The organism is Larkinella knui, assembly GCF_003858645.1.
Lineage (GTDB): Bacteria > Bacteroidota > Bacteroidia > Cytophagales > Spirosomataceae > Larkinella > Larkinella knui.
The window spans coordinates 888,724-908,725 of the sequence record NZ_RQJP01000002.1 but is presented as its reverse complement, the minus strand read 5'-3'; the positions used below and the strand labels follow the sequence as shown (position 1 = coordinate 908,725).

Sequence of the window (20,002 nt, the reverse complement as noted above, 5' to 3'; positions counted from 1 at the left end):
GATGAAATAGGTGGTGATTATAGCTTTGCAAATAACTGCAAAACCTTCGCCGAAGGATAGCTTGACATTGAAGCTATCCCGTTAGCAAGTTCTATTGGGTATAATGCCCCTTCGTACTTTCGACTTATCAAACTCGGCAAAGTAGCTAATATCCTACTTAGACCAATTAGATCATTAGAGGTTGGGAAATTGGTGTTGTCATTGTAAAGACCTGGGGGGATATTTAGAACTGCATACCAAGATGGCTCGAGCTTTACATATAGTTTTTCCCCCCAATTTGTGCGAGAGCCATATGGATTTGCTAAATCCGGTTGCCTGTATACCTCCTTCCTAACATATTTATGACTTAATACAGAATAAGTCATAGGATCATCTTGATGTTGAGGGGAAGCAAACCTAGCTATTGATGCTAAGTGATCTGCAAAAGCACCTGTCTTTTCTTGTCCGATTAGATGAACAGGACGACCAACGTTTTTTGCATGTTCGAAGAAATCTCTGAGCGCAGGTACAAGTTTGGAATATTGGCTATTTAGGCTGAGAGGCCCATCTTTTATAAAAAGACAACTACTAACTAATCTTTTGTCTTGTTTATTCCAAAATATCCTAACTGCTGTGAGCAACATCAACGTTTCCATTATTAACATATAGGTATTGGGAACGGTGGTTGATGCGCTCTCATCTTCCATATCCAAATGAAAGCCGATCATGTCTGTTAGAAAAACAGACTCTTTACATGAAGCACACAGAGCCTCATCTGCATCATAAGGTAACCCCGGAATAACCTGGCTACAGTGAGGGCATTCAAACGCTGGTGATTTTGGTTTGCCTGTCCCCCATTTACTATAGGTAAGCCACTTCAACGTCTCATAATAAGCGCCATCCTGATCAACTTTAATTGAATCTCGAATGATATGCCTAACAGCAGTATAATTATTTCCTAATGGGGTTTTGACGTTTTTTAGCGGAAATACAGTTGTATGAAATAATGCACTTCCATTCAAGACGTCTTGTAATAGAAGTGGATGTGGATTTTCGTGGTCAATCTTATCAAGTTTTGTTTTGTCAATACACATGAGGGCTGTTTTGACAAATGCCACCTCTTTTTTAGGGTAATTATCTGATGAGACTGGAACCCAAGAGCCATCTACGGCAAAGATTCTTGGTAATGGAATGGCTGATGTTACGTCAAACTCCGTCCAAACGGTGTTACTTTCATCTTTAGGGTCGGAATCGTTATATTCAAAGTCCTCAATGAGCGATTTAACCCAATCGCTTTGAATCACTTTCAAATGCCCAAGTTTTGACGCTGTTTCTGTGGGTAATCTTGACCCTCCTTGGTATGGCATGAATTATCTATTTGATGAGTCAGCGTCAAATAACTTAGCTTGTACGGGTATGACGAATCGATTTGACATCGTGAGCATACGGATATAGCCCGGAGTTTTTGCTCGCATTATATCTTGTTCTGTGCCAGCGAAAGCTACTTGAACCCTCGACAGCGCACGAACTTCATCTTGTGAGGAGATGTGTCCAACGAAGAAATTTTCGGTTTGGGCCAACAACTCACGATTAATAGTTGATGGAGATTGGGTTGAATACACCATCCCAATGTGGAATTTAGCACCTTCTTTAGCAAATCGAGCATAAACTCCTGTTAAATCATTGTCATTCGGCGGAAATAGATTGTGGGCCTCCTCAAAATATAATTGAACGAAGTGGTTACCCAGATCGTCATTTACGAACTTCTCTTCTTGGACAGCAAAAACTTTTCTTGAGATCATATCCGCAAAGTACCTTCTTAATGCGTCAGTTGCATTCCCTAAGTCTAAGATCACCGTAATGCCATTGTTAACCGACAGAATAATATCATTCAAAAAATCGTCTGCATCTGAAGCATGAAATCTTAGATAATTACGTAACAATGATGGCCCTGAAGACCCGCCTGAAGAGGGAAACAGAAAATCTAAAACGGCAATATCGCTCGGGTCAAACATTGGATTCCCTGAACTGGACGTTAAGTTCCTGTTTCTTGGATTCTCTCGTCTAAATTGAGCCATCACCTCAAATTCCCTAACCATTTCATTTAAATTATTTGGATGATTTGGCGGGGTGGTATTATCAACCGCTTGATAAGCAGCTGTTCGCAACGGATCATTGAAATGTGGGTCAAAGTGTTTTGCATTGGCAGAAGTTAGCCCCTTACTTCTTAATCGATTCATATTAGCAGGAAAACCTGCTTTATGCAAGACAGCCCAATACATTTGTATTTTCCTAATAGGTCGATTTTTTTCGTCATCAGGTAAATCTGCAATTGATTCGATAGTAGGTAAACTAATACTGCTAAAACTTCTTATATAGTTGGAAGTCTTATTGTCTTGCTCAAGCATAGCGGCAAGTACTCCTATACCTGATTCCGGTTGTTCATAAAGATTAAGTCTTAGAGGTTTAGAAGGCGTGCTGCTTCTTTGTGTTAGAGCATATACTTGACAGCGTGATTCATAAGCTCCTCTTATAGATTTGTTCTGGGGATTGTCATTCGCATATTCACCATTAATGTCAAATATAATTTGCCCGACTGAATTGTCCTCCGAAGTGGCTTCAAGCATTCCTTGGGCTATAAGCTTGACCACGTTGGATTTTCCAAGGCGAGTTTTTCCAAACATTGCCGTTCTGCAACCTTTGAAATCTTGCATAGAAATTTTCACGGGCGTGTCCGGGTGCTTATTTCCAGATGAAAAGGGAAGTTGACATTCCATTGTACGCAGTACTCCCAAATCGAACTGATGTTCCAGTTTAACTGTACCGTTTACTATCAACTCTAACAACGCGTCGTCGGGGGCATATACTTTGTACCTATGAGCACTAACAACATTGTTTACATCACCTGAATAAGCTAACCGATCAACGTTACTTGGGCTGGCATAGAACATTCCAAGAACGTCGCAGTCGAGAGCACCCCATTGCAATTCACTTTGAGTCCAAACGTCCAATTCAGGCATAGACTTTTTATGAAGTTCAAAATAAGTTTGTTGCACTTGACTACTCAGAGGAGTCGGTGAAACGCCATTGACCCTTAACAGTGTGAAGTGAGGTGTTACTTTCGCAATATTATTTGGCGTCATCAAAAGAAATGAGCCACGCGGAATACCGCCAACCGCTAATTTATAAGGGTCAGATGTTATAATTTTTGCAGTTTCATAGCCAAGTTCTAATACGTAGCCTACAAAACGCATCTTATCTACTTGCTTAGCTTTCTCATAGCTGTTTTCCTTTTCTAAAAACGTCTTTAAAACATTAATTGGATTGTTTTGATTAGCAGCATTACCTAGAAAATCGTCTAGTGAAATTTCGTCAGACATGGTGGGATTGATTTATTGTATTACAAAAAAGATTCACTGCTTAAAATGACAAGCTCATCGAATTGGCGTCGATTCGTTGGATTTGCAGAAATAGAGCTAAATCGTGAAGTAGTGAGTAGTGTAAATCCTCTGTTTTCATATAACTCACGTACTGATTGATGATTTGCATTTGTCGATACTATATGCGCTCCCCTATCTCGCGCCCGTATAAGAGCTTCTGACAGGCGAACCTGATCATCCCAAGAAAATAACTTCTCATTATATTCTCTGAAACCGTTCAGGTTATGCCTGACTGTATAGGGAGGGTCGGCAAAAATCAGATCTTCTGCCATTGCCTTATCAATAGTGATTTCAAAATCGCATACTTCTAATCTAGCTGTAGAAAGTAATCTTGACCAACTTTTAAAATCATCTTCTTTTCTGAAAACAGAATCACTTGTGCCTTTCGGTACATTAAAAACTCCATTATTATTTACTCTGTATATACCGTTAAAACAGGTTCGATTTAGGTATATGAATCGGGCTGCGACGTCAATTGTATTAGTTAAAAGTTCAGCGCGCGTATTATAATAAAACTCTTCTGAATGCTCTGTTTGATAGTGCTGTAACTTTCTTAAAACATCATCGTAGCTATCTTTCACTCCTTTAAATGTGTCAATTAGATCCTTGTTAACATCACTTAGGATTGCTCTAATAGGTTGTAAAAAAAAGAAAACAGAGCCGCTTCCTAAAAAAGGCTCAATATAGGTATTGAAGTTTGTAGGTAACAAAGTCGAATGCTTCTCAACGAACCATCTTTTGCCACCAGGCCACTTCAAAAAAGGTTTTATTGGCTTCAAAATTCACTTGTTTGTTTACTAATATGCAAGTATAATTCAATTTAAAGGTAATTGCCTATATATAGATAGAAATATTCGTTATGACTCACAGGCTTTTAAAACCTTATTTTAACTCAATGCCAAGCCTTATGATGTTGCCCAATTTGACGCCATCCGGCACTAATCAATAGAAGAGCGACCTGAAAATTTCAGGTTTTAGAGCCTGGACGGATTTAAGGTTTCAGGGAGAATTCCAGGGCCAACAAACCAATTTATTTTTTAGATTGTGATGCTGGTTACTGGTCAACTGACTTTGGTGAAATCTTAGCCAAAACGGCCTACTATTAAGCAAATCGACCAGCATCTGGCAGAATTGCAGGGACGAATCACACCCCAGAATGCCCCAAATGATCATCCAAATGCTTCTAAACACTATAAGCCACTCCGCTTTTCGAAGGAAGTAGATCCCCGATTGCCAAAGTGGCTCTCACCCAGATGCTGCGTTTTTGAGCGGGAAGCACTCAGGCGGTTTCGTTCAACTACAAAATTGATAAGAAAATCCGGGCGGTTTGCGACTTCACTATGCCAGATGCCGGACCGGTGACGGCTTTCTTGACGACTGACTTTAGGATGAAATTCACCAGAAAAGGGAGGGCGGGATGCTTGTTAATCCATTTTACCCCACTGGGCTGGGTTTCCGTTGGGAATGAGCCGGTCTGAAACGGCCTTGTTGAAGAAAATTGGAAGCGTCATTTTCAGTGGGTTTTGAAGGCGGAACCGCGATTTCTTTTGCAGGACGATTGAATTCCTACAAACCGGACACCAGAGCGTAAACTGTTTTTTGGGCGGTCACCATAAACTTCACACCACCAGCCGTCGACACAGCACTTTTTTAATGACTACAGCCGCCTGAAAAACCGTCCGCGTTTGATTTTCGCGGAGAAATGACCTAATTTTCAACCTCGTTTGAAAATTAAACAACGGCATGAAATTACAAATGCTTTTTGCTCCTAAATCCCCCAAAGAAAACTTTCTGAATCTGAAAACATCGGTGTACAAGTCCCCTAAAGGGGATTTAGGGATTCTATTCTGTTGCGCCTTTTTCTTTTTGGGCGTCTGCACCTTCTCGCAGGCACAACCGCCGAAGAAACAGCCCACCGCAGCCAAACCGTCCGGCACCGCCGACGCGGCCTATTCCACCGACAAAGCGGTTTTGACCAAAGGCCAGCAACTGTTCCAGCAAAATTGCACGGCCTGTCATAACTTCCTGCAAAAAGGCATCGGCCCGAATCTGGCCAGCGTCACCACGGAGGTTCCGGTAGACTGGCTCCGGAACTTCATCCGCAATGCCCCCGAGGTCATCAAAAGTGGCGATGCCCGGGCGCACGAGCTTTTCGAAGAATACAAACAAATGATGCCGCCGTTTACGCAACTGAGCGATGGCGACATCACCGCCCTGACGGCCTTCATTCACTCGAAACGCAAAGTATCGACGGTCGATGTCGGCAGCGAGAAACTCGGCGCGGTGCTGAACGATCCCATTCCGGCTAAAATCCCGCAATCCGGTTTGCGGCTCCAACTCGAAGAGGTGACCACGGCCCCGGCCAGTGCCGAAAAAAAACCGCTGGCCCGCATCAATAAAATGCAGGTATTGCCCGGCAAAAAGAACCGCCTGTTTCTGGAAGACTTGCGCGGAACCCTCTACGAAATGGAAGGGAATTCGCTACGGGTGTTTATGGATTTTCCGAAGGAGCGCCCCAATTTTATTCACGTACCCGGTTTGGCCACCGGTTTTGGCAGTTATGCGTTCCATCCTGATTTTGAGACGAATGGACTCATGTATACCACCCATACCGAAAAAGCCAATGCCGCACCCGCCGATTTTGCCTATGCCGACTCCATCAAGGTGACGCTGCAATGGGTGCTGACCGAATGGAAGGTGACCGATCCGGCCGCTCCGACGTTTTCGGGCACGGGCCGGGAGATGTTGCGGATCAATATGGTGAGCCCCATTCACGGCGTTCAGGAGATTACCTTCAACCCGCTGGCCAAGCTGGGAAGCGCCGATTATGGTATGTTATATATCGGCATCGGCGACGGGGGCGCTACCGAAAATGGCTATCATTTCATTTGTAAGGACCGGAGCCGCCCCTGGGGGAAAGTCCTGCGGATCGATCCAAGAGGAAAAAACAGTAAAAATGGAAAGTACGGTATTCCGGCCCACAACCCGTATGCCAATGATCCAACGGCCCTGAAAGAAATCTTTTGCCAGGGATTCCGTAATCCCAACCGCATCAGCTGGACGCCCGACGGAAAAATGTTGATTTCCGACATCGGACAGGCGTGGTCGGAAGAACTGAACCTGGGCGTTGCCGGGGCAGATTATGGCTGGCCCGAGCGCGAAGGCACGTTTGTGATCAATTACCGGGGCCGCATGGACCGGGTGTATGCGCTGCCCGCCAATGACGCGACCTTCAAGTATACGTATCCGGTGGCCCAGTACGATCACGACGAAGGCAATGCGTTCTCGGCCGGATTTGTCTATTCCGGAACGGCCATTCCGGCACTCACCGGGAAATATATTTTCGGCGATATCGTCAACGGGCGGGTCTTTTTTGTGGAAAACGATCAGTTGCAGTTGGGAAAACAGGCTCCTATTCAGGAGTTTACGGTTCAGGTGGCCGGAAAAACGGCCACTTTTCAGGAGTTGAGCAAAAGTGCAAAAACGGATTTGCGGTTTGGGCTGGGACTCAATCAGGATTTCTACATTTATACCAAAGCCGATGGCAAGATTTATAAAATTGCCAATTGTGTACCCAATCCGTAAGGCATCGGAAACCGGTCAAACCACCGCCCGCTGGGGCAGATAAACCGTAAACGTGGCGCCGTGACCCGGTTGGGATTTGGCGGCAATGGTGCCACCGTGCATTTCGGCCACTTTCTTGCAGATGGTGAGGCCAATGCCCGTGCCGGAATACTGGTCTTTTCCGTGTAGCCGCTGGAAAAGCTGAAAAATCCGGTTGTGATACCGCTCGTCGAACCCGATGCCATTGTCTTCCACGCTGATACCCAGGTAAGAAGCGTCCCGCTGACGCATGGGAACCGGAATATCGAAAATGGTTACGTTCTGGGCAAAAATGCGCACCTGAGGAGGCCGCTCCGAAGACATGAATTTCAGGGCGTTCGATAACAGATTTTGAAACAATTGCCGTAGTTGCAACGGATTTCCGTAAATGGAAGGCAGGGATTCCACGGCGATCAGGGCGTTTTTTTCACGAATGGGTATTTCCAGATCATCCACCACCTCTTTCACCACTACATTGAGATCCACCAGTCGGAAAGGCTGGTGGTGTGTATTGAGCCGGGAATAGGCCAGAATATCTTTGATAAGAACGTGCATGCGTTCGGCCGCCAGATGCATCCGCTGAATCATATCCTGGGCCGTCGGACTCAACTCGCTGGCAAACTGCTCGACCAGCAACGTGCCGAACGACTGGATTTTACGCAGCGGTTCCTGCAAATCGTGGGAGGCTACGTACGCAAACTCGGCCAGTTCCTGATTGCTGCGGTTGAGCTCACCAATATTCAGTTTCAGTTCGTGCTGGTATTGCTCCAGTTTCTGCTTGGTTTCGGTCAGCTCCCGGTTATCCTGTAGCGTTTGTTCCACCGTTTTCTGTGCCTCGATATCCACCAGAAACCCATTCCAGTAGAGGATTTCTTTCTTTTCATCCCGCAGGGCATTCACCGTCACCAGGTGCCAGACGTAAACCCCGGTTTCCGCATTTCGGATTCGGATTTCGGTCCGGAACGTGTTTTCGGTAGCCGCGGTTTCGGCCCATTTTTCCCACCACGCAGCCGCGTCATCCTCGTGGATAACCGTTGCCCATTTCGTTTTATTGAGTTCTGCGACCGATACGCCGGTATATTTCCGAAACCATTCATTGGTATACAGAATTTTCCCTTCCGTAGTGGCCGTAAAAATCATGAGAGGCAACGAATCGGTTAGCGCCTGATATTGTCGTTCGCTCGTGCGCAATCGCTCGGCGAGTTCCTGCAACTGGCTGTTTTTTCGCTTGATTTCATCGGTTGGCGATTCGGCAGACTCCAGGCTAAACCGGGTTTTCCAAGCCTTAAATTTGGCTTCCGTGATGCAGGGGCTGACATCGACCCACACACACAGTTGCACTTCCGATCCTTTCGCGGATTCTGAAATTTTAAAGGTATCGACCAGGCGGGTGGCGGAATCAATTCGGCTACTCTGCTGTCTGGTAATCTGGTTCCGGCGATCGACGATTTTGGCGACGATGCAGTGCTGGGCCCCGTTTTGGCGCGTAATGCCCAGGATCAACGAGGCATCACCACCATACTGGAGCGCATCCTGCGAAACTTGAGAAACCGCCGTTGCAAAAGTCGACTGGGCAACCAGCGAAAGACCCGCCAGTTCGCCTAGTTTCATGGTGCGATTGTGCGCCAAAATCAGGCCCTGCTCATTATTTAAGGTAACTTTAGCCAGTTCGTACATAACAACAACCGATTCTGTCCAACAGCCGCCTGTTTCAGGACAGTTCGGCGGCAGTGGGTCTATACAAGGCGAATATCAAAAACACGTTTCTCTAAATAAGTATGGAAAACCACGTTGATACTCTCAAAAAAAGTAGGGGTATATTACTTTTTCAGTGTGCAGCTTTATGTCCGTTAAAACAGCCGGGAGGGAGTTTTGTTTTAACGGGATTCTAATAAACCAGCCAACTGACCCGTGCCAAAAAAACGGCAGCCCTGGTTAAAAATCTTTTCCCGGCAGAACCGATTGCGTACGGTTTTTTGTCCCGTACTTGCAAAGCCGCTCAGCGGCTACCGCCGGTGCCAGTTTTGGCAAATCGGATGGGCCGGACCAAACGAATAGAGCCATGAAAAATACCGTTCTGAAAAGAGCATTGCTGCTTTGCCTCCTGTTTTTTGTCGTCTCCAGCAGTTACTCCCAACCACGTACCTACTGCAACCCGATGGACATCAGCTATCGGTATAATTTTGAGCAGTTGAACGAACGGATTTCCTACCGTTCGGGTGCCGATCCGGTCATCATAAACCACAAAGTGGGCGGACGCCCCGGCGAGTATTTTTTGTTCGTAACCATTTCCGGCGGCTGGTGGAAATCCAGGGACCTTGTCAACTGGCAATTCGTGGTGCCCGACAAGTGGCCGATGGAAGACATGTGCGCCCCGGCGGCTTTGTCAGTACGCGATACGCTGTTTTTGTTTCAGTCGACGTTTGAACAGCGCCCCATTTTTTACTCGACCGAACCCGAAAAGGGAAAATTGAAGTTTTATAACCGCTGGCTACCGCGCCTGCCCAAAGACATCGGCCCCTGGGACCCGGCTCTTTTTCACGACCCCGATACCGACAGGTGGTTTATGTACTGGGGCTCTTCGAATGTGTATCCGATTTTCGGGGCCGAACTCGACCACCGCCGTCGGCTGACGTATATGAACCCGGAACCGTCGAAAGCCTACCAGCCCATGTTCTGGCTCGATCCGTGGCAACACGGCTGGGAACGCTTCGGGCCGAACCATTCCGATCCCATCAAACCCTTTACGGAGGGTGCCTGGATGACTAAATACAACGGGAAATATTACCTGCAATACGGTGCTCCGGGGACCGAGTACAACGTCTACGCCAACGGCACCTACATTGGCAAAGATCCACTGGGGCCGTTTGAATACGCACCCTATAACCCCATCGCCTACAAACCGGGCGGCTACGCAACCGGAACGGGCCACGGCAATACGTTTCAGGATAATTTTGGGAATTACTGGAATACCGGTACCACCTGGCTGGGCATTGTCTGGGGCATGGAACGGCGGATTATGATGCACCCCGCCGGGTTCGGCAAAGACGATCAGCTGTATGTCAACACCCGCTTCGGCGATTTTCCGCATCGACTCGCCACCCAAAAGTGGCAAAACAGCAATGACTTGTTTACGGGCTGGATGCTGCTGAATTATAAAAAAACCGTCACCGCTTCGTCGACGCTGGATACGATGCGCGCGGAGTTGACCGTGGATGAAAACCCGCGAACGTTTTGGGTGCCGACTAACAACAAACCCGGCGAAACGCTGACCACCGATCTCGGTGCCGACCACGACATTCGGGCCGTTCAGGTCAATTACGTAGATTATAAAAATACCGTTTTTGACAGTGACTCTACGGTCTATACGCAGTTTCGGCTGTATGTGTCCAGAGATGGTAAAAAGTGGAATAGAATCGCCGATTTAACGTCGGAACCCAAACGCGACCGGGCCTGTGCGTACGTGGAATTGCCTGGGGCTGTGCGGGCCCGGTATGTGCGCTACGAGCATGTATATACCGCCGGTCCCTACGTGGCCATCAACGGGTTTCGGGTGTTCGGTAACGGGTTGGGAAAAGCCCCGGCAACGCCCGTTAAACTGACGGTGGTCCGGCAGAAAGACCAGCGGAACGCCGACCTTTCGTGGCAGAAAGTGCCCGGCGCCGTGGGCTACAACATTCTGTGGGGAATTGCCCGGGACAAGTTGTATCAAACCTATCAGATCTGGAACGATCAGCCGAACCAGCTGGAATTGCGGGCGCTGAATGTGGGCGTGCCCTATTATTTTGCCATTGAAAGCTTTAATGAAAACGGCGTTTCGACGGTCAGTGAGGTGATGGGTCCCCGGTAAAAACCACGGGCGGCTACTTTTCAGTAACCGCCCGTGGTTCGACTGATTCATTTTTGGTTACTTAATTGGCCGATCCTTCGGCTTCTTCCTTTACACCCAGATGGCTGGCTTTGGTAAAATTGTCCCAAATGCCTTCAAAATGGGTAAAAATGTCGTTATTTCCGGGCCTTGTCCATATTTTTCGGTCATTTATTGGTTCTTTATAACCACTTTCTATCCCGGATGGTTTTATAAAGCTTTTCTTTTTCAAAAAAGACCATCAACTTCGGGGTACTGAATCTAGTATGAAACCAATCAATCGCATGAGCAAAATTTTATTGTTTATTGGCTGTTTACTGACGGGGCTGGCCGTGGCCCAAACTACGCCGAAACACCCGGATACGTCCGGGTCCGACTGGAAACCGCTTTTCGCAGCCGACTTGTCCGACGCCGGTTTTCCAAAAGGCGTCTGGAGCGTTGAAAACGGGGTTCTGACGGCTACAATGGACATTCCAATCTGGACCCGGAAGACGTATAAAAACTTTATTCTGGATCTGGAATTCAAGAATGCGCCCGGAACCAACAGCGGGGTTTTCGTTTATTGCAGTGATACCGCCAATTTTATTCCCAACTCGGTGGAGATTCAGATTGCCGACGACTACAGTGATCAGTGGTCCAAAGCCCCGGCTTCCTGGCAATGCGGGGCATTTTTTGGCCACAAACCGGCCATCCTGCCCAAAGTGGTCAAATCGGCGGGCGAATGGAACCACTATACCGTCACCTGTCAGGGAAAAAACATCACCGTTTTGCTGAATGGTCAACTGGTTAACCAGATCGACCTGAGCCTGTGGACGTCCGGCAAAAACAACCCCGACGGCTCGGCCATTCCCAACTGGCTCAACAAACCCTGGGCCAGCCTGCCCAACGAAGGCTACGTTGGATTTCAGGGGAAACACGCCGGAGCACCGATCTACTTCAAGAATATGAAAATTAAAGAATTGGAATAGCGGGAAAAAGGAAGGGGAATGCGGCTGTTTTCCTTCTTTTCTCCCTTTTCGCTGTGACTTTATGCGGTTTTTGAGGTCAAAAGAATGGGCAAACAAACCCTTCTCTTAAACTTAAAAACTGTCTATGAAAAAGCCATTAGCCGAGTTGTTCGGTACGTTTTCGCTGGTCCTCTTTGGATGTGGGGCGGCTGGTATTTCGGGTATTACTGCAACCGGCCCGGCCGGTATCGGCCTGTTGGGAATTTCGTTTGCCTTTGGCCTGGCCGTCGTTGTCATGGCCTATGCCATCGGACCCATTTCCGGGTGTCACATCAACCCGGCCATTACCATTTCGATGCTGGTTGCCGGGAAGATAAAAGCCGGCGAAGCGATAGGCTACATCGTTGCCCAATTTGTGGGTGCTACGCTGGCGGCCGGGCTGTTGTACCTGATCCAGAGTGGCGCTCCCGGTTTTATGATGAAGGAATGGGCGCTGGGCTCCAACGGCTGGGGACCCGGCTATCTGGCAGCCTACAACACAACCTCGGCCTTTGTTACGGAAGCGGTGATGACGTTTGTGTTTCTGCTGGTTATTTTCAAGACGACCTCCAAATGGGGCAATAGCTCCATGACCGGGCTGGCCATCGGCCTGACGCTGGTACTCATTCACCTCGTAGCCATTCCCATCACGGGAACATCGGTGAACCCGGCGCGTAGTTTTGGTCCGGCCATTTTCGCCGGTGGTTTGGCCCTGAAACAACTGTGGCTGTTCATCATTGCGCCCATTGTCGGCGGTATTGTAGCCGCAATTGTGTGGAAAGGCGTCTTTGAAGATGCAGTAAAATCCTGATAGAATGAACAGGGGCCTGATGGTGGTAGAAATGCAGATTCTTTTGACCTCCGTTAGGCTCCTGTCCTACACAATTCCGAAGAGATAATACAGCGCAATAACAAAAAATACCGCAGCGGTTTTCACCAGCGTCAGGACAAAAATATCCTTATAAGCCTGTTTGTGCGTCAGTCCGGTTACGGCCAGCAGCGTGATCAGGGCCCCGTTGTGTGGCAGGGAATCCATACCGCCACAGGCCATGGCGGCCACCCGGTGCAGCACTTCCGGATCGATTCCCCGTTGAGCGGCCTGTTCGATGTAGGTCTTGCTCATGAGTGCCAAGCTGATGCTCAATCCGCCCGAACCCGAACCGGTAATGCCCGCCAGCGTCGTGGTGGTGACGGCTTCGTTGACCAGTGGATCTTTGAAGGCCGAAGCAATGGCGGCACTCACCACCCTGAATCCCGGGAGAGCCGCAATTACCGCCCCAAAACCGTATTCGGATGCGGTATTTAAGGTAGCCAGCAAAGCGCCCCCGATAGCCAGATTAAGCCCTGAAGCAATACCGGTTTTGATCGCGCGGAAAGCAAAAACAAGCACGGTCGCTATGCCCAGAACCAAAGCGCCTTCCACGGCCCAGACGGCGGTTAATTTTGAAATGTCGACGGGCGGTATTTCTTTCATGCCCAGGCTGGAAAAGTCAAACGTTTTTCCGTACAGCTGCGGAATGCTCCACGTAAAGATTTTATTGAATACCGTGACGACAAGCAGGGGCAAAACCGCCACAAAGACGGAAGGTAATGTCTTGTCTTCGCGTTTTTCGGGCTCGTTTGTATGATTCGTTCCGTAGCCTTCCCCGTTTTTAGCGGCTTTATCCCGTTGCCAGTGCAGGTAGGAGAGGGCGATCGAAAAGATGAAAATACTGCCACAAATCCCCAGCCAGGGAGCCGCCCACGCATCGGTATTGAAAAAGGTGCTGGGGATAATGTTCTGAATCTGAGGGGTTCCCGGCAGCGCATCCATCGTGAACGTGAAGGCGCCGAGGCCAATGGTGGCCGGAACCAGCCGCTTGGGAATGGCGCTGGCTTTGAAGAGTTCGGCCGCAAACGGATAAATGGCAAACACCACGACGAACAGCGAAACTCCGCCGTAACTGAGAATAGCCCCCACCAGAACGACGGCCAGCATCGCCCGGTTTTTACCGATTACGTTGATAACGGCTGTCGAAATGGATTTGGCGTACCCGGCCATTTCAATCAGTTTTCCCAAAACCGCTCCCAACAGAAATACCGGGAAATATAGCTTGATAAAACCTGCCATCTTGTCGAGAAATACCCCCGAAAAGAAGGGTAAGACGAGCGCCGGATCGACTAGCAAAACCGCCAGTAAAGCGGCTATGGGCGCAAACAGGATGACATTGAATCCTTTGTAGGCAACGAGAATCAGGAAAGCTAAAGGCAATACGACAATGAGGACATCCATGGGGTGGGTTTGCTTGGCGTAAGAAGGCACCAAAGTACGAAAATTTGGTATTTTACCGCCTTTTTTTTGCACCCACTACAGTCCTACAGCGTTACAGTTTCCGACGAAAAATCTTTTAGCAAAGCGAGTACTTCCCCAACACTTTCAATGCGGTAAGCGGCATTGGTTGTGCCGGGACCCACTTTAATGGTATACTGGTTTTCGAGTTTAAGAGCCGAAAACATGTCTTCATCGGTTCGGTCGTCGCCAATCGCCAGCACAAAATCGTACGGGCGGGCCAGCGACAACTGCTTGGCAACCTTGCCTTTATCGGTTTCCGTACTTTTAATTTCGACCACACAGTTGCCATCGATTACCCGTAGCTGATACGGCAGCAGATTTTCGAGGGTGTTGATCAGCTCGCGGGACCGTACAAAACCGGTTTCGGATTCGGCACTGCGGTAATGCCAGGCCAGGGAATGGCTTTTTTCTTCGACAAACGAGCCGGGGCAGCGGGTGACAAAGTCGATCAGAAGCGGACTGACGATGGTTTTCCACGAACCGTCGTCCAGAATATCCCGTCGCCACAGGCCCTGTTGTTTGATGTAGGAGCCGTGTTCGGCCACCATGTCGATGGGCAGAAAACCCAGCCATTCATCGAGCGTCTGCTGGTCGCGGCCGCTGATGATAACCACGTAATTCTCCCGGCGACTGGCCAGCCGCCCCAGCACGTTAATGACTTCGATGGGGGGAGCCGCCTGTTCCGGTTTGCTCTTGTAATTGACCAGCGTGCCGTCGTAGTCGAGCAGCAGGAGCCTTGAGCGGGCCTGTGCGTAGCGTTCCTGAAGCGAGAAGTTGGTCTCTGATTTTAACAAAGGCGTTGGTTCGATTTGTTGGGTGTTTCGCATCGTGAGTAGGGATTCGACAAAACTGGTGGCCCATTTTTTTACATCATATTCCCGCAGCCGCCGTTGCATGATGGCAATCCGCCGGGCCTGTTCCTCCGGTTCCATCTCGAGCGCCAGCCGCATTTTATCGGCAACTTCGTTTTCATCAAACGGGTTGATGTGCAGGGCGGTACTCATTTCATTGGCCGCGCCGGTCATTTCGCTCAGAATCAGCACACCCTGGTGATCTTTGCGGGAGGCAACAAATTCTTTGGCCACCAGATTCATGCCGTCGCGGATGGGCGTGATCAGTGCCACGTCGCAGGCGGTATAAAGCGCCACCAGCTGCGGAAACGAAACAGAGCCATACCGGTAGACGATGGGGCGCCAGATCAGGGTGCCGTATTTGCCGTTGATTCGCCCGACGGCCTGCTCGATCATCTGCTTCCGCTCGCCGTATTTCTGGATTTCATCGCGGGAGGGTACCACCACCAGAATAAACGTCAGTTTTTCGGTCCATTCGGGGTATTTCCGGAAAAATGCTTCCAGCGCGTCGAGCCGCTGCATGACTCCTTTGGTATAGTCGAGCCGGTCGACGGAAAAAATAATTTTATTGCCGTTGTAGGCACTCTTCAAAGCCGCCCGCTCCTCAACGACATCCGGATGGTCGTAGGCGTCGTGATAGAGCGAATAGTTGATGCCGACCGGGAAGGAATCCGATTGAATGAGCCGGTCGTGGTAATTGATTTTCCAGATTTTATGCTGGACGCCCAGATTGATCTGGACGGACTGTAAAAAGTGAATATTGTAATCGTTGGTATGAAAACCGATCAGATCGGCCCCCAATAAGCCGGTTAGCAGATAGTCTTTGCATTTTTGGGGCAGGATCCGGATGATTTCGTAGGAAGGAAAGGGAATATGCAGGAAAAAACCAATCGTTGCATCCGGCTGTTTTTCCCGAATCAGCTTGGGCAATCCCATGAAATGATAATCGTGCACCCAGACGATATCCTTCGGTTTCAGCAGCTGTGAAACGGTTTCGCTGACGGCTTCATTGGCTTTCTGGTAGGCCACAAAATCCTTTTCCTGATAATCGACATACGTGGTAAAGTAGTGGAAAAGCGGCCAGAGTACGGAATTGGAAAAACCGTTGTAAAAATCCTGCTGAATTTTCCGGTCTAAAAAAACCGGGATGTACTCGAAATCATCATTCAGCAAATGCTTGTATTTCTCCCAGGTTCGCCGGGAAAAATCGGCACAGCCTACCCAAACCGGTTTTTCAGCAGACTCCCTGAAATCCAGTGATTTCATGGCCGTTACCAGTCCTCCGGAAGAAGCTTTTACGGTTGTACTGCCATTGGCCGAATCGAATGAAAAGGGCAGGCGATACGACACAATGATAAGTCTATTGTTCTTCATAACGAATGGTTTATACTAATCACGTTGCGTAATTAAATAAGACCATTTGGCGCGGAATGGTTCGAAAAAAAGGAGATTAGAAAAAATCTAATCCGGTAAATAAAGATCTGAACGCTAAAAAGGTATGTAGTTAATGGTATGGTATACAGTTATTTATGGTTCCGTTAGACCCTATAACTGTATACCATACGGATGAAGCTTAATCGATAATCGATTTAATAAGCTGAAGGGGAGCCAGTACCCGATCCGGATTATGATCGACTTCATAATTGAGATCAAAAATGCCTCTTTCCAGCAAATAAACCTCCAGTAAAATCTGAAGATCGGCCTTATTTTTCGGAAAAAACTCACTAGCCTGTACCGTATCGAAATAGGCTTTCAGGAAGATTTCGCTGATCTGATAGGCCCATAGATCGGCAAAAGGAAGCAGGCTCTCGACGTCTTCTTTGGGAACCTGGTTGGTCGACAGAAAGCCTTCGTACGCGACGTAATAAAACGACCGGATCATGGCCGCCACATCCCGCAAAGGTGATCGCTTGATGCGCCGGGTGCTGAAACTCTGGATCGGATTGCCGCCAAAGTCCTGAATCGCAACATCTTTGCCCGTCAGCAGAATCTGGCCCAGGTGATAATTGCCGTGAATGCGGATTTTTAAGGCGTCAATTTTATGGGCATAAATCCGCTTCATCGCCGTCAATACCGCTTGCTTTTTCGTCAGGATAGCTTCCACGGCCTGCTGGTTGCCTGCGGGAAGACTCTTCACTTTTTTGGTCAGATTCTGGTAACTTTCCCGCACCAGCGACTGCATACCGGAAAACAGCGACCGCTGGTAGTGCAGCGAGAAGGCTTCGGGGGCAAAATCCTTGTTGGTTGTGTTCGCCAGCGCCAGATGCAACTGGCCGGTTCGGACGCCAAATAACCGGGCCTCTTCCGACGCCGATCCGCCCAGCAGCTCCCGGCTCTCGTCCGACAATTCATCAAATCCCAGCGGATCCATCCAGGTTCCCTGACGACCGATAGCCGCCAGCGTTTCTTTGTTCCGGGCCAGAATCCGCTCGATGTAATTGTTGATCCGTTCCAGCATAAAGCTGTGCCCATTGCCGTGGTTCTCAATCATCTCTTCCACCATCCCCAGTGCAACGGTGCCTTTTTCAGACTGCCATTCGATGGTGCCGAGGAACGTGGGAACGGATTCAAATTTGGCTTCTTCGTTCAGGAAGCGGGTAATTTCCACATCTGAATTCAGATTCCAGTCCACTTTCCGGTACATTTTCAGGAAAAAGCGGTTGTCGTAATTGATGGCGGTATAATCCCGCTCCGCCGTATGCATTCGGGATTTGATCTCGCCCGACTCCGGCCCGTAGTTTTTCAGGGCGTCTTTTGCCGTAAAAATCAGCTTTCCTTTCTGGGCTGGAATGGACTGTTTGGCTGCCAGCTTGGCAAAAAGCAACTGTTGCAAGCGTCCGGTAAATAGAGCATCACAGAGCAGCCCATCTTCATCGCCGAGCTTCATCTGCGCCAAAACCGCCTGCGGACAACTCGTGGTGATCTGGCTGGCCCGGTCGCCCTTCACAAAGGTGACCGGTATCTGATACAATTCCGGCAGACCCTGTTCGTAGCTCACCTCAATCAATAGCAGCGTGCCTTTTTTATCATCCAGATCGACGAGGGCCTGATCGGCAATGGCAAAACTGTCGATCACCCGTCCTTTACCGATGAACCAGTTGGCTTTCGATACGTAGCCGGGCAGAATGTCGTTTTCGAGCCGGGTTCGGGCTCGGCTAGACGTCAGATCTTCCCATTTCGACAAGGTCAGGAGCGGAAGCGTGCTTTCCAGATCAATATCCGGGTGTACTTTTTGCAGGGTAAACCATTGATAATCATAGGGTGCCAGTGTAAACGGATACGTGCCATCTTCCTGGATGACCGGGAACCGGTTTTTGCTGAACACCTCCACGGGCCGGTAGCCTTTGTAATCGATCAGATCGATTTCGGTTGGCTGCGAATATTTGGATAGGTTAACAACAATCAGCAACGTCTCGTCCTCATAGCTGCGGGTGAAAGCCAGAACTTTCGGATTTTCGACATTCAGAAACTTCAGATTGCCGCGCCCAAACGCCTTGTGCCGTTTCCGCATGTTGATCATCCGCTTCGTGAACCACAGCAGCGACGACGTATTTTGCCATTGCGTTTCCACATTGACCGCTTCGTAGTGGTAAGCCGGATCGAGAATAACCGGCAGATATAGTTTTTGCGGATTGGTGACCGAAAAACCGGCGTTCCGGTCGGGCGACCATTGCATCGGGGTCCGAACGCCGTCGCGGTCGCCGAGGTACACGTTATCGCCCATCCCGATTTCGTCGCCGTAATACAATACCGGTGTTCCGGCCAGCGAAAAGAGCAAGCTGTTGAGGAGTTCGATCTTGCGCCGGTCGTTGTCCATGAGCGGAGCCAGCCGGTGCCGGATGCCCAGGTTGATACGGGCTTTCGGATTTTTGGCGTACATCTTGTACATGTAATCCCGCTCGTCGTCGGTCACCATTTCAAGCGTCAGCTCGTCGTGGTTCCGCAGGAAAATGGCCCACTGGCAGGTTTCGGGGATGTCGGGGGTCTGGTCGAAGATGTCGGTAATCGGATACCGGTCTTCCATCTGAACGGCCATGAACATCCGCGGCATCACCGGAAAGTGGTAATTCATGTGGCACTCGTCGCCGTCGCCGAAATACGAAGCCGAATCCTCGGGCCACATGTTTGCTTCGGCCAGAAAGATGGTTCCCGGATACTTTTCGTCAACGTGTTTCCGCAGTTTTTTCAAATAATCGTGCGTTTCCGGCAAATTTTCGCCGTTGGTGCCCTCACGTTCGAAGAGATACGGAACGGCATCGAGTCGAAACCCATCGACACCCATCTCACACCAGTAATCGAGAATCTTGATGACTTCTTCCTGCACCAGCGGATTGTCGTAGTTCAGGTCGGGTTGGTGGTAGAAAAACCGGTGCCAGTAATATTGTTGCGCCACCGGGTCCCAGGTCCAGTTGGACGCTTCAAAATCCTGGAAAATAATCCGGACGTCCTTGTATTGGTTGGGGTCGTCGGTCCAGACGTAATATTCGCGCTCCGGCGATCCTTTGGGGGCTTTTCGGGCGCGCTGAAACCAGGGATGCTGATCGGAGGTGTGGTTGATGACCAGTTCGGTAATCACTTTCAGATTCCGGTTGTGCGCTTCCTGCAGAAATTGCTGGAACTGCTCGACGTTGCCGTAAGACGGATTGATGCTGTAATAATCGGCAATATCATAGCCATCGTCGCGCAGCGGAGACGGGTAAAAGGGCAGCACCCAAATGGCCGTAACGCCCAGGTCCTGCAAATAATCCAGCTTTTCGAGGAGTCCCTGAAAATCGCCGATGCCGTCGCCACTGCTGTCGCGAAAGGCTTTTATATGTAATTCGTAGATGATGGCATCTTTGTACCAGTGGAGTTTGTCGTCTAAGACTGCTTTGTTAGTCGCCATATTTCCCGCGTCAAAATTTCCGTTTAAATCTCTGTAGGTATTATAATTCTAACCTCTT

General features: G+C 49.0%; 11 protein-coding genes. 4 read left to right on the top strand and 7 right to left on the bottom strand.

Going from position 1 to position 20,002, the window contains the following annotated elements; all coding sequences use genetic code 11:
- Nucleotides 1–17 precede the first annotated feature (17 nt).
- The 3 genes from EHT87_RS12560 to EHT87_RS12550 are packed head-to-tail and all read right to left on the bottom strand — an operon-like array spanning nt 18 to nt 4,198.
- Nucleotides 18–1,289 (bottom strand): hypothetical protein, encoded by a 1,272-nt coding sequence (locus tag EHT87_RS12560; RefSeq protein WP_221622017.1) that lies wholly within the window; start codon nt 1,287–1,289, stop codon nt 18–20.
- Between the two features lie 60 nt (nt 1,290–1,349).
- Nucleotides 1,350–3,359: an ATP-binding protein gene (locus EHT87_RS12555; protein ID WP_124906962.1), complete on the bottom strand. Its 2,010-nt coding sequence runs from the start codon at nt 3,357–3,359 to the stop codon at nt 1,350–1,352.
- Nucleotides 3,360–3,379: 20 nt separating this feature from the next.
- Nucleotides 3,380–4,198 carry a DNA adenine methylase gene (locus EHT87_RS12550; protein ID WP_221622016.1) on the bottom strand — a complete coding sequence of 273 codons (819 nt, stop codon included), beginning with the start codon at nt 4,196–4,198 and terminating at the stop codon, nt 3,380–3,382.
- Between the two features lie 964 nt (nt 4,199–5,162).
- On the opposite strand from EHT87_RS12550, the gene EHT87_RS12545 reads away from it, so the two are divergent.
- Nucleotides 5,163–7,004 carry a PQQ-dependent sugar dehydrogenase gene (locus EHT87_RS12545; RefSeq protein WP_229321020.1) on the top strand — a complete coding sequence of 614 codons (1,842 nt, stop codon included), beginning with the start codon at nt 5,163–5,165 and terminating at the stop codon, nt 7,002–7,004.
- A gap of 15 nt (nt 7,005–7,019) precedes the next feature.
- Here the strand turns inward: EHT87_RS12545 and EHT87_RS12540 are convergent, their stop codons facing one another.
- Entirely contained in the window at nt 7,020–8,699 is a 1,680-nt protein-coding gene (locus tag EHT87_RS12540) for an ATP-binding protein (protein ID WP_124906961.1), read from the bottom strand.
- Between the two features lie 385 nt (nt 8,700–9,084).
- On the opposite strand from EHT87_RS12540, the gene EHT87_RS12535 reads away from it, so the two are divergent.
- The 3 genes from EHT87_RS12535 (at nt 9,085) to EHT87_RS12525 (ending at nt 12,687) form a co-directional block, all read left to right on the top strand.
- Nucleotides 9,085–10,872, top strand: a complete 1,788-nt coding sequence (locus tag EHT87_RS12535) for a discoidin domain-containing protein (protein ID WP_124906960.1) — start codon at nt 9,085–9,087, stop codon at nt 10,870–10,872.
- A gap of 302 nt (nt 10,873–11,174) precedes the next feature.
- Entirely contained in the window at nt 11,175–11,858 is a 684-nt protein-coding gene (locus EHT87_RS12530) for a 3-keto-disaccharide hydrolase (protein WP_124906959.1), read from the top strand.
- A 124-nt stretch (nt 11,859–11,982) separates the two neighbouring features.
- Complete coding sequence (locus tag EHT87_RS12525) at nt 11,983–12,687, top strand: MIP family channel protein (protein ID WP_124906958.1); 705 nt, start codon at nt 11,983–11,985, stop codon at nt 12,685–12,687.
- Between the two features lie 66 nt (nt 12,688–12,753).
- Here the strand turns inward: EHT87_RS12525 and EHT87_RS12520 are convergent, their stop codons facing one another.
- The 3 genes from EHT87_RS12520 to treS form a co-directional block, all read right to left on the bottom strand.
- On the bottom strand, nt 12,754–14,148 hold the full coding sequence (locus tag EHT87_RS12520; RefSeq protein ID WP_124906957.1) for a GntP family permease: 1,395 nt from the start codon (nt 14,146–14,148) through the stop codon (nt 12,754–12,756).
- A gap of 83 nt (nt 14,149–14,231) precedes the next feature.
- Entirely contained in the window at nt 14,232–16,433 is a 2,202-nt protein-coding gene (locus EHT87_RS12515) for a bifunctional alpha,alpha-trehalose-phosphate synthase (UDP-forming)/trehalose-phosphatase (protein ID WP_124906956.1), read from the bottom strand.
- Nucleotides 16,434–16,632: 199 nt separating this feature from the next.
- Nucleotides 16,633–19,944: a maltose alpha-D-glucosyltransferase gene (treS, locus tag EHT87_RS12510; RefSeq protein ID WP_124906955.1), complete on the bottom strand. Its 3,312-nt coding sequence runs from the start codon at nt 19,942–19,944 to the stop codon at nt 16,633–16,635.
- Nucleotides 19,945–20,002: the final 58 nt, after the last annotated feature.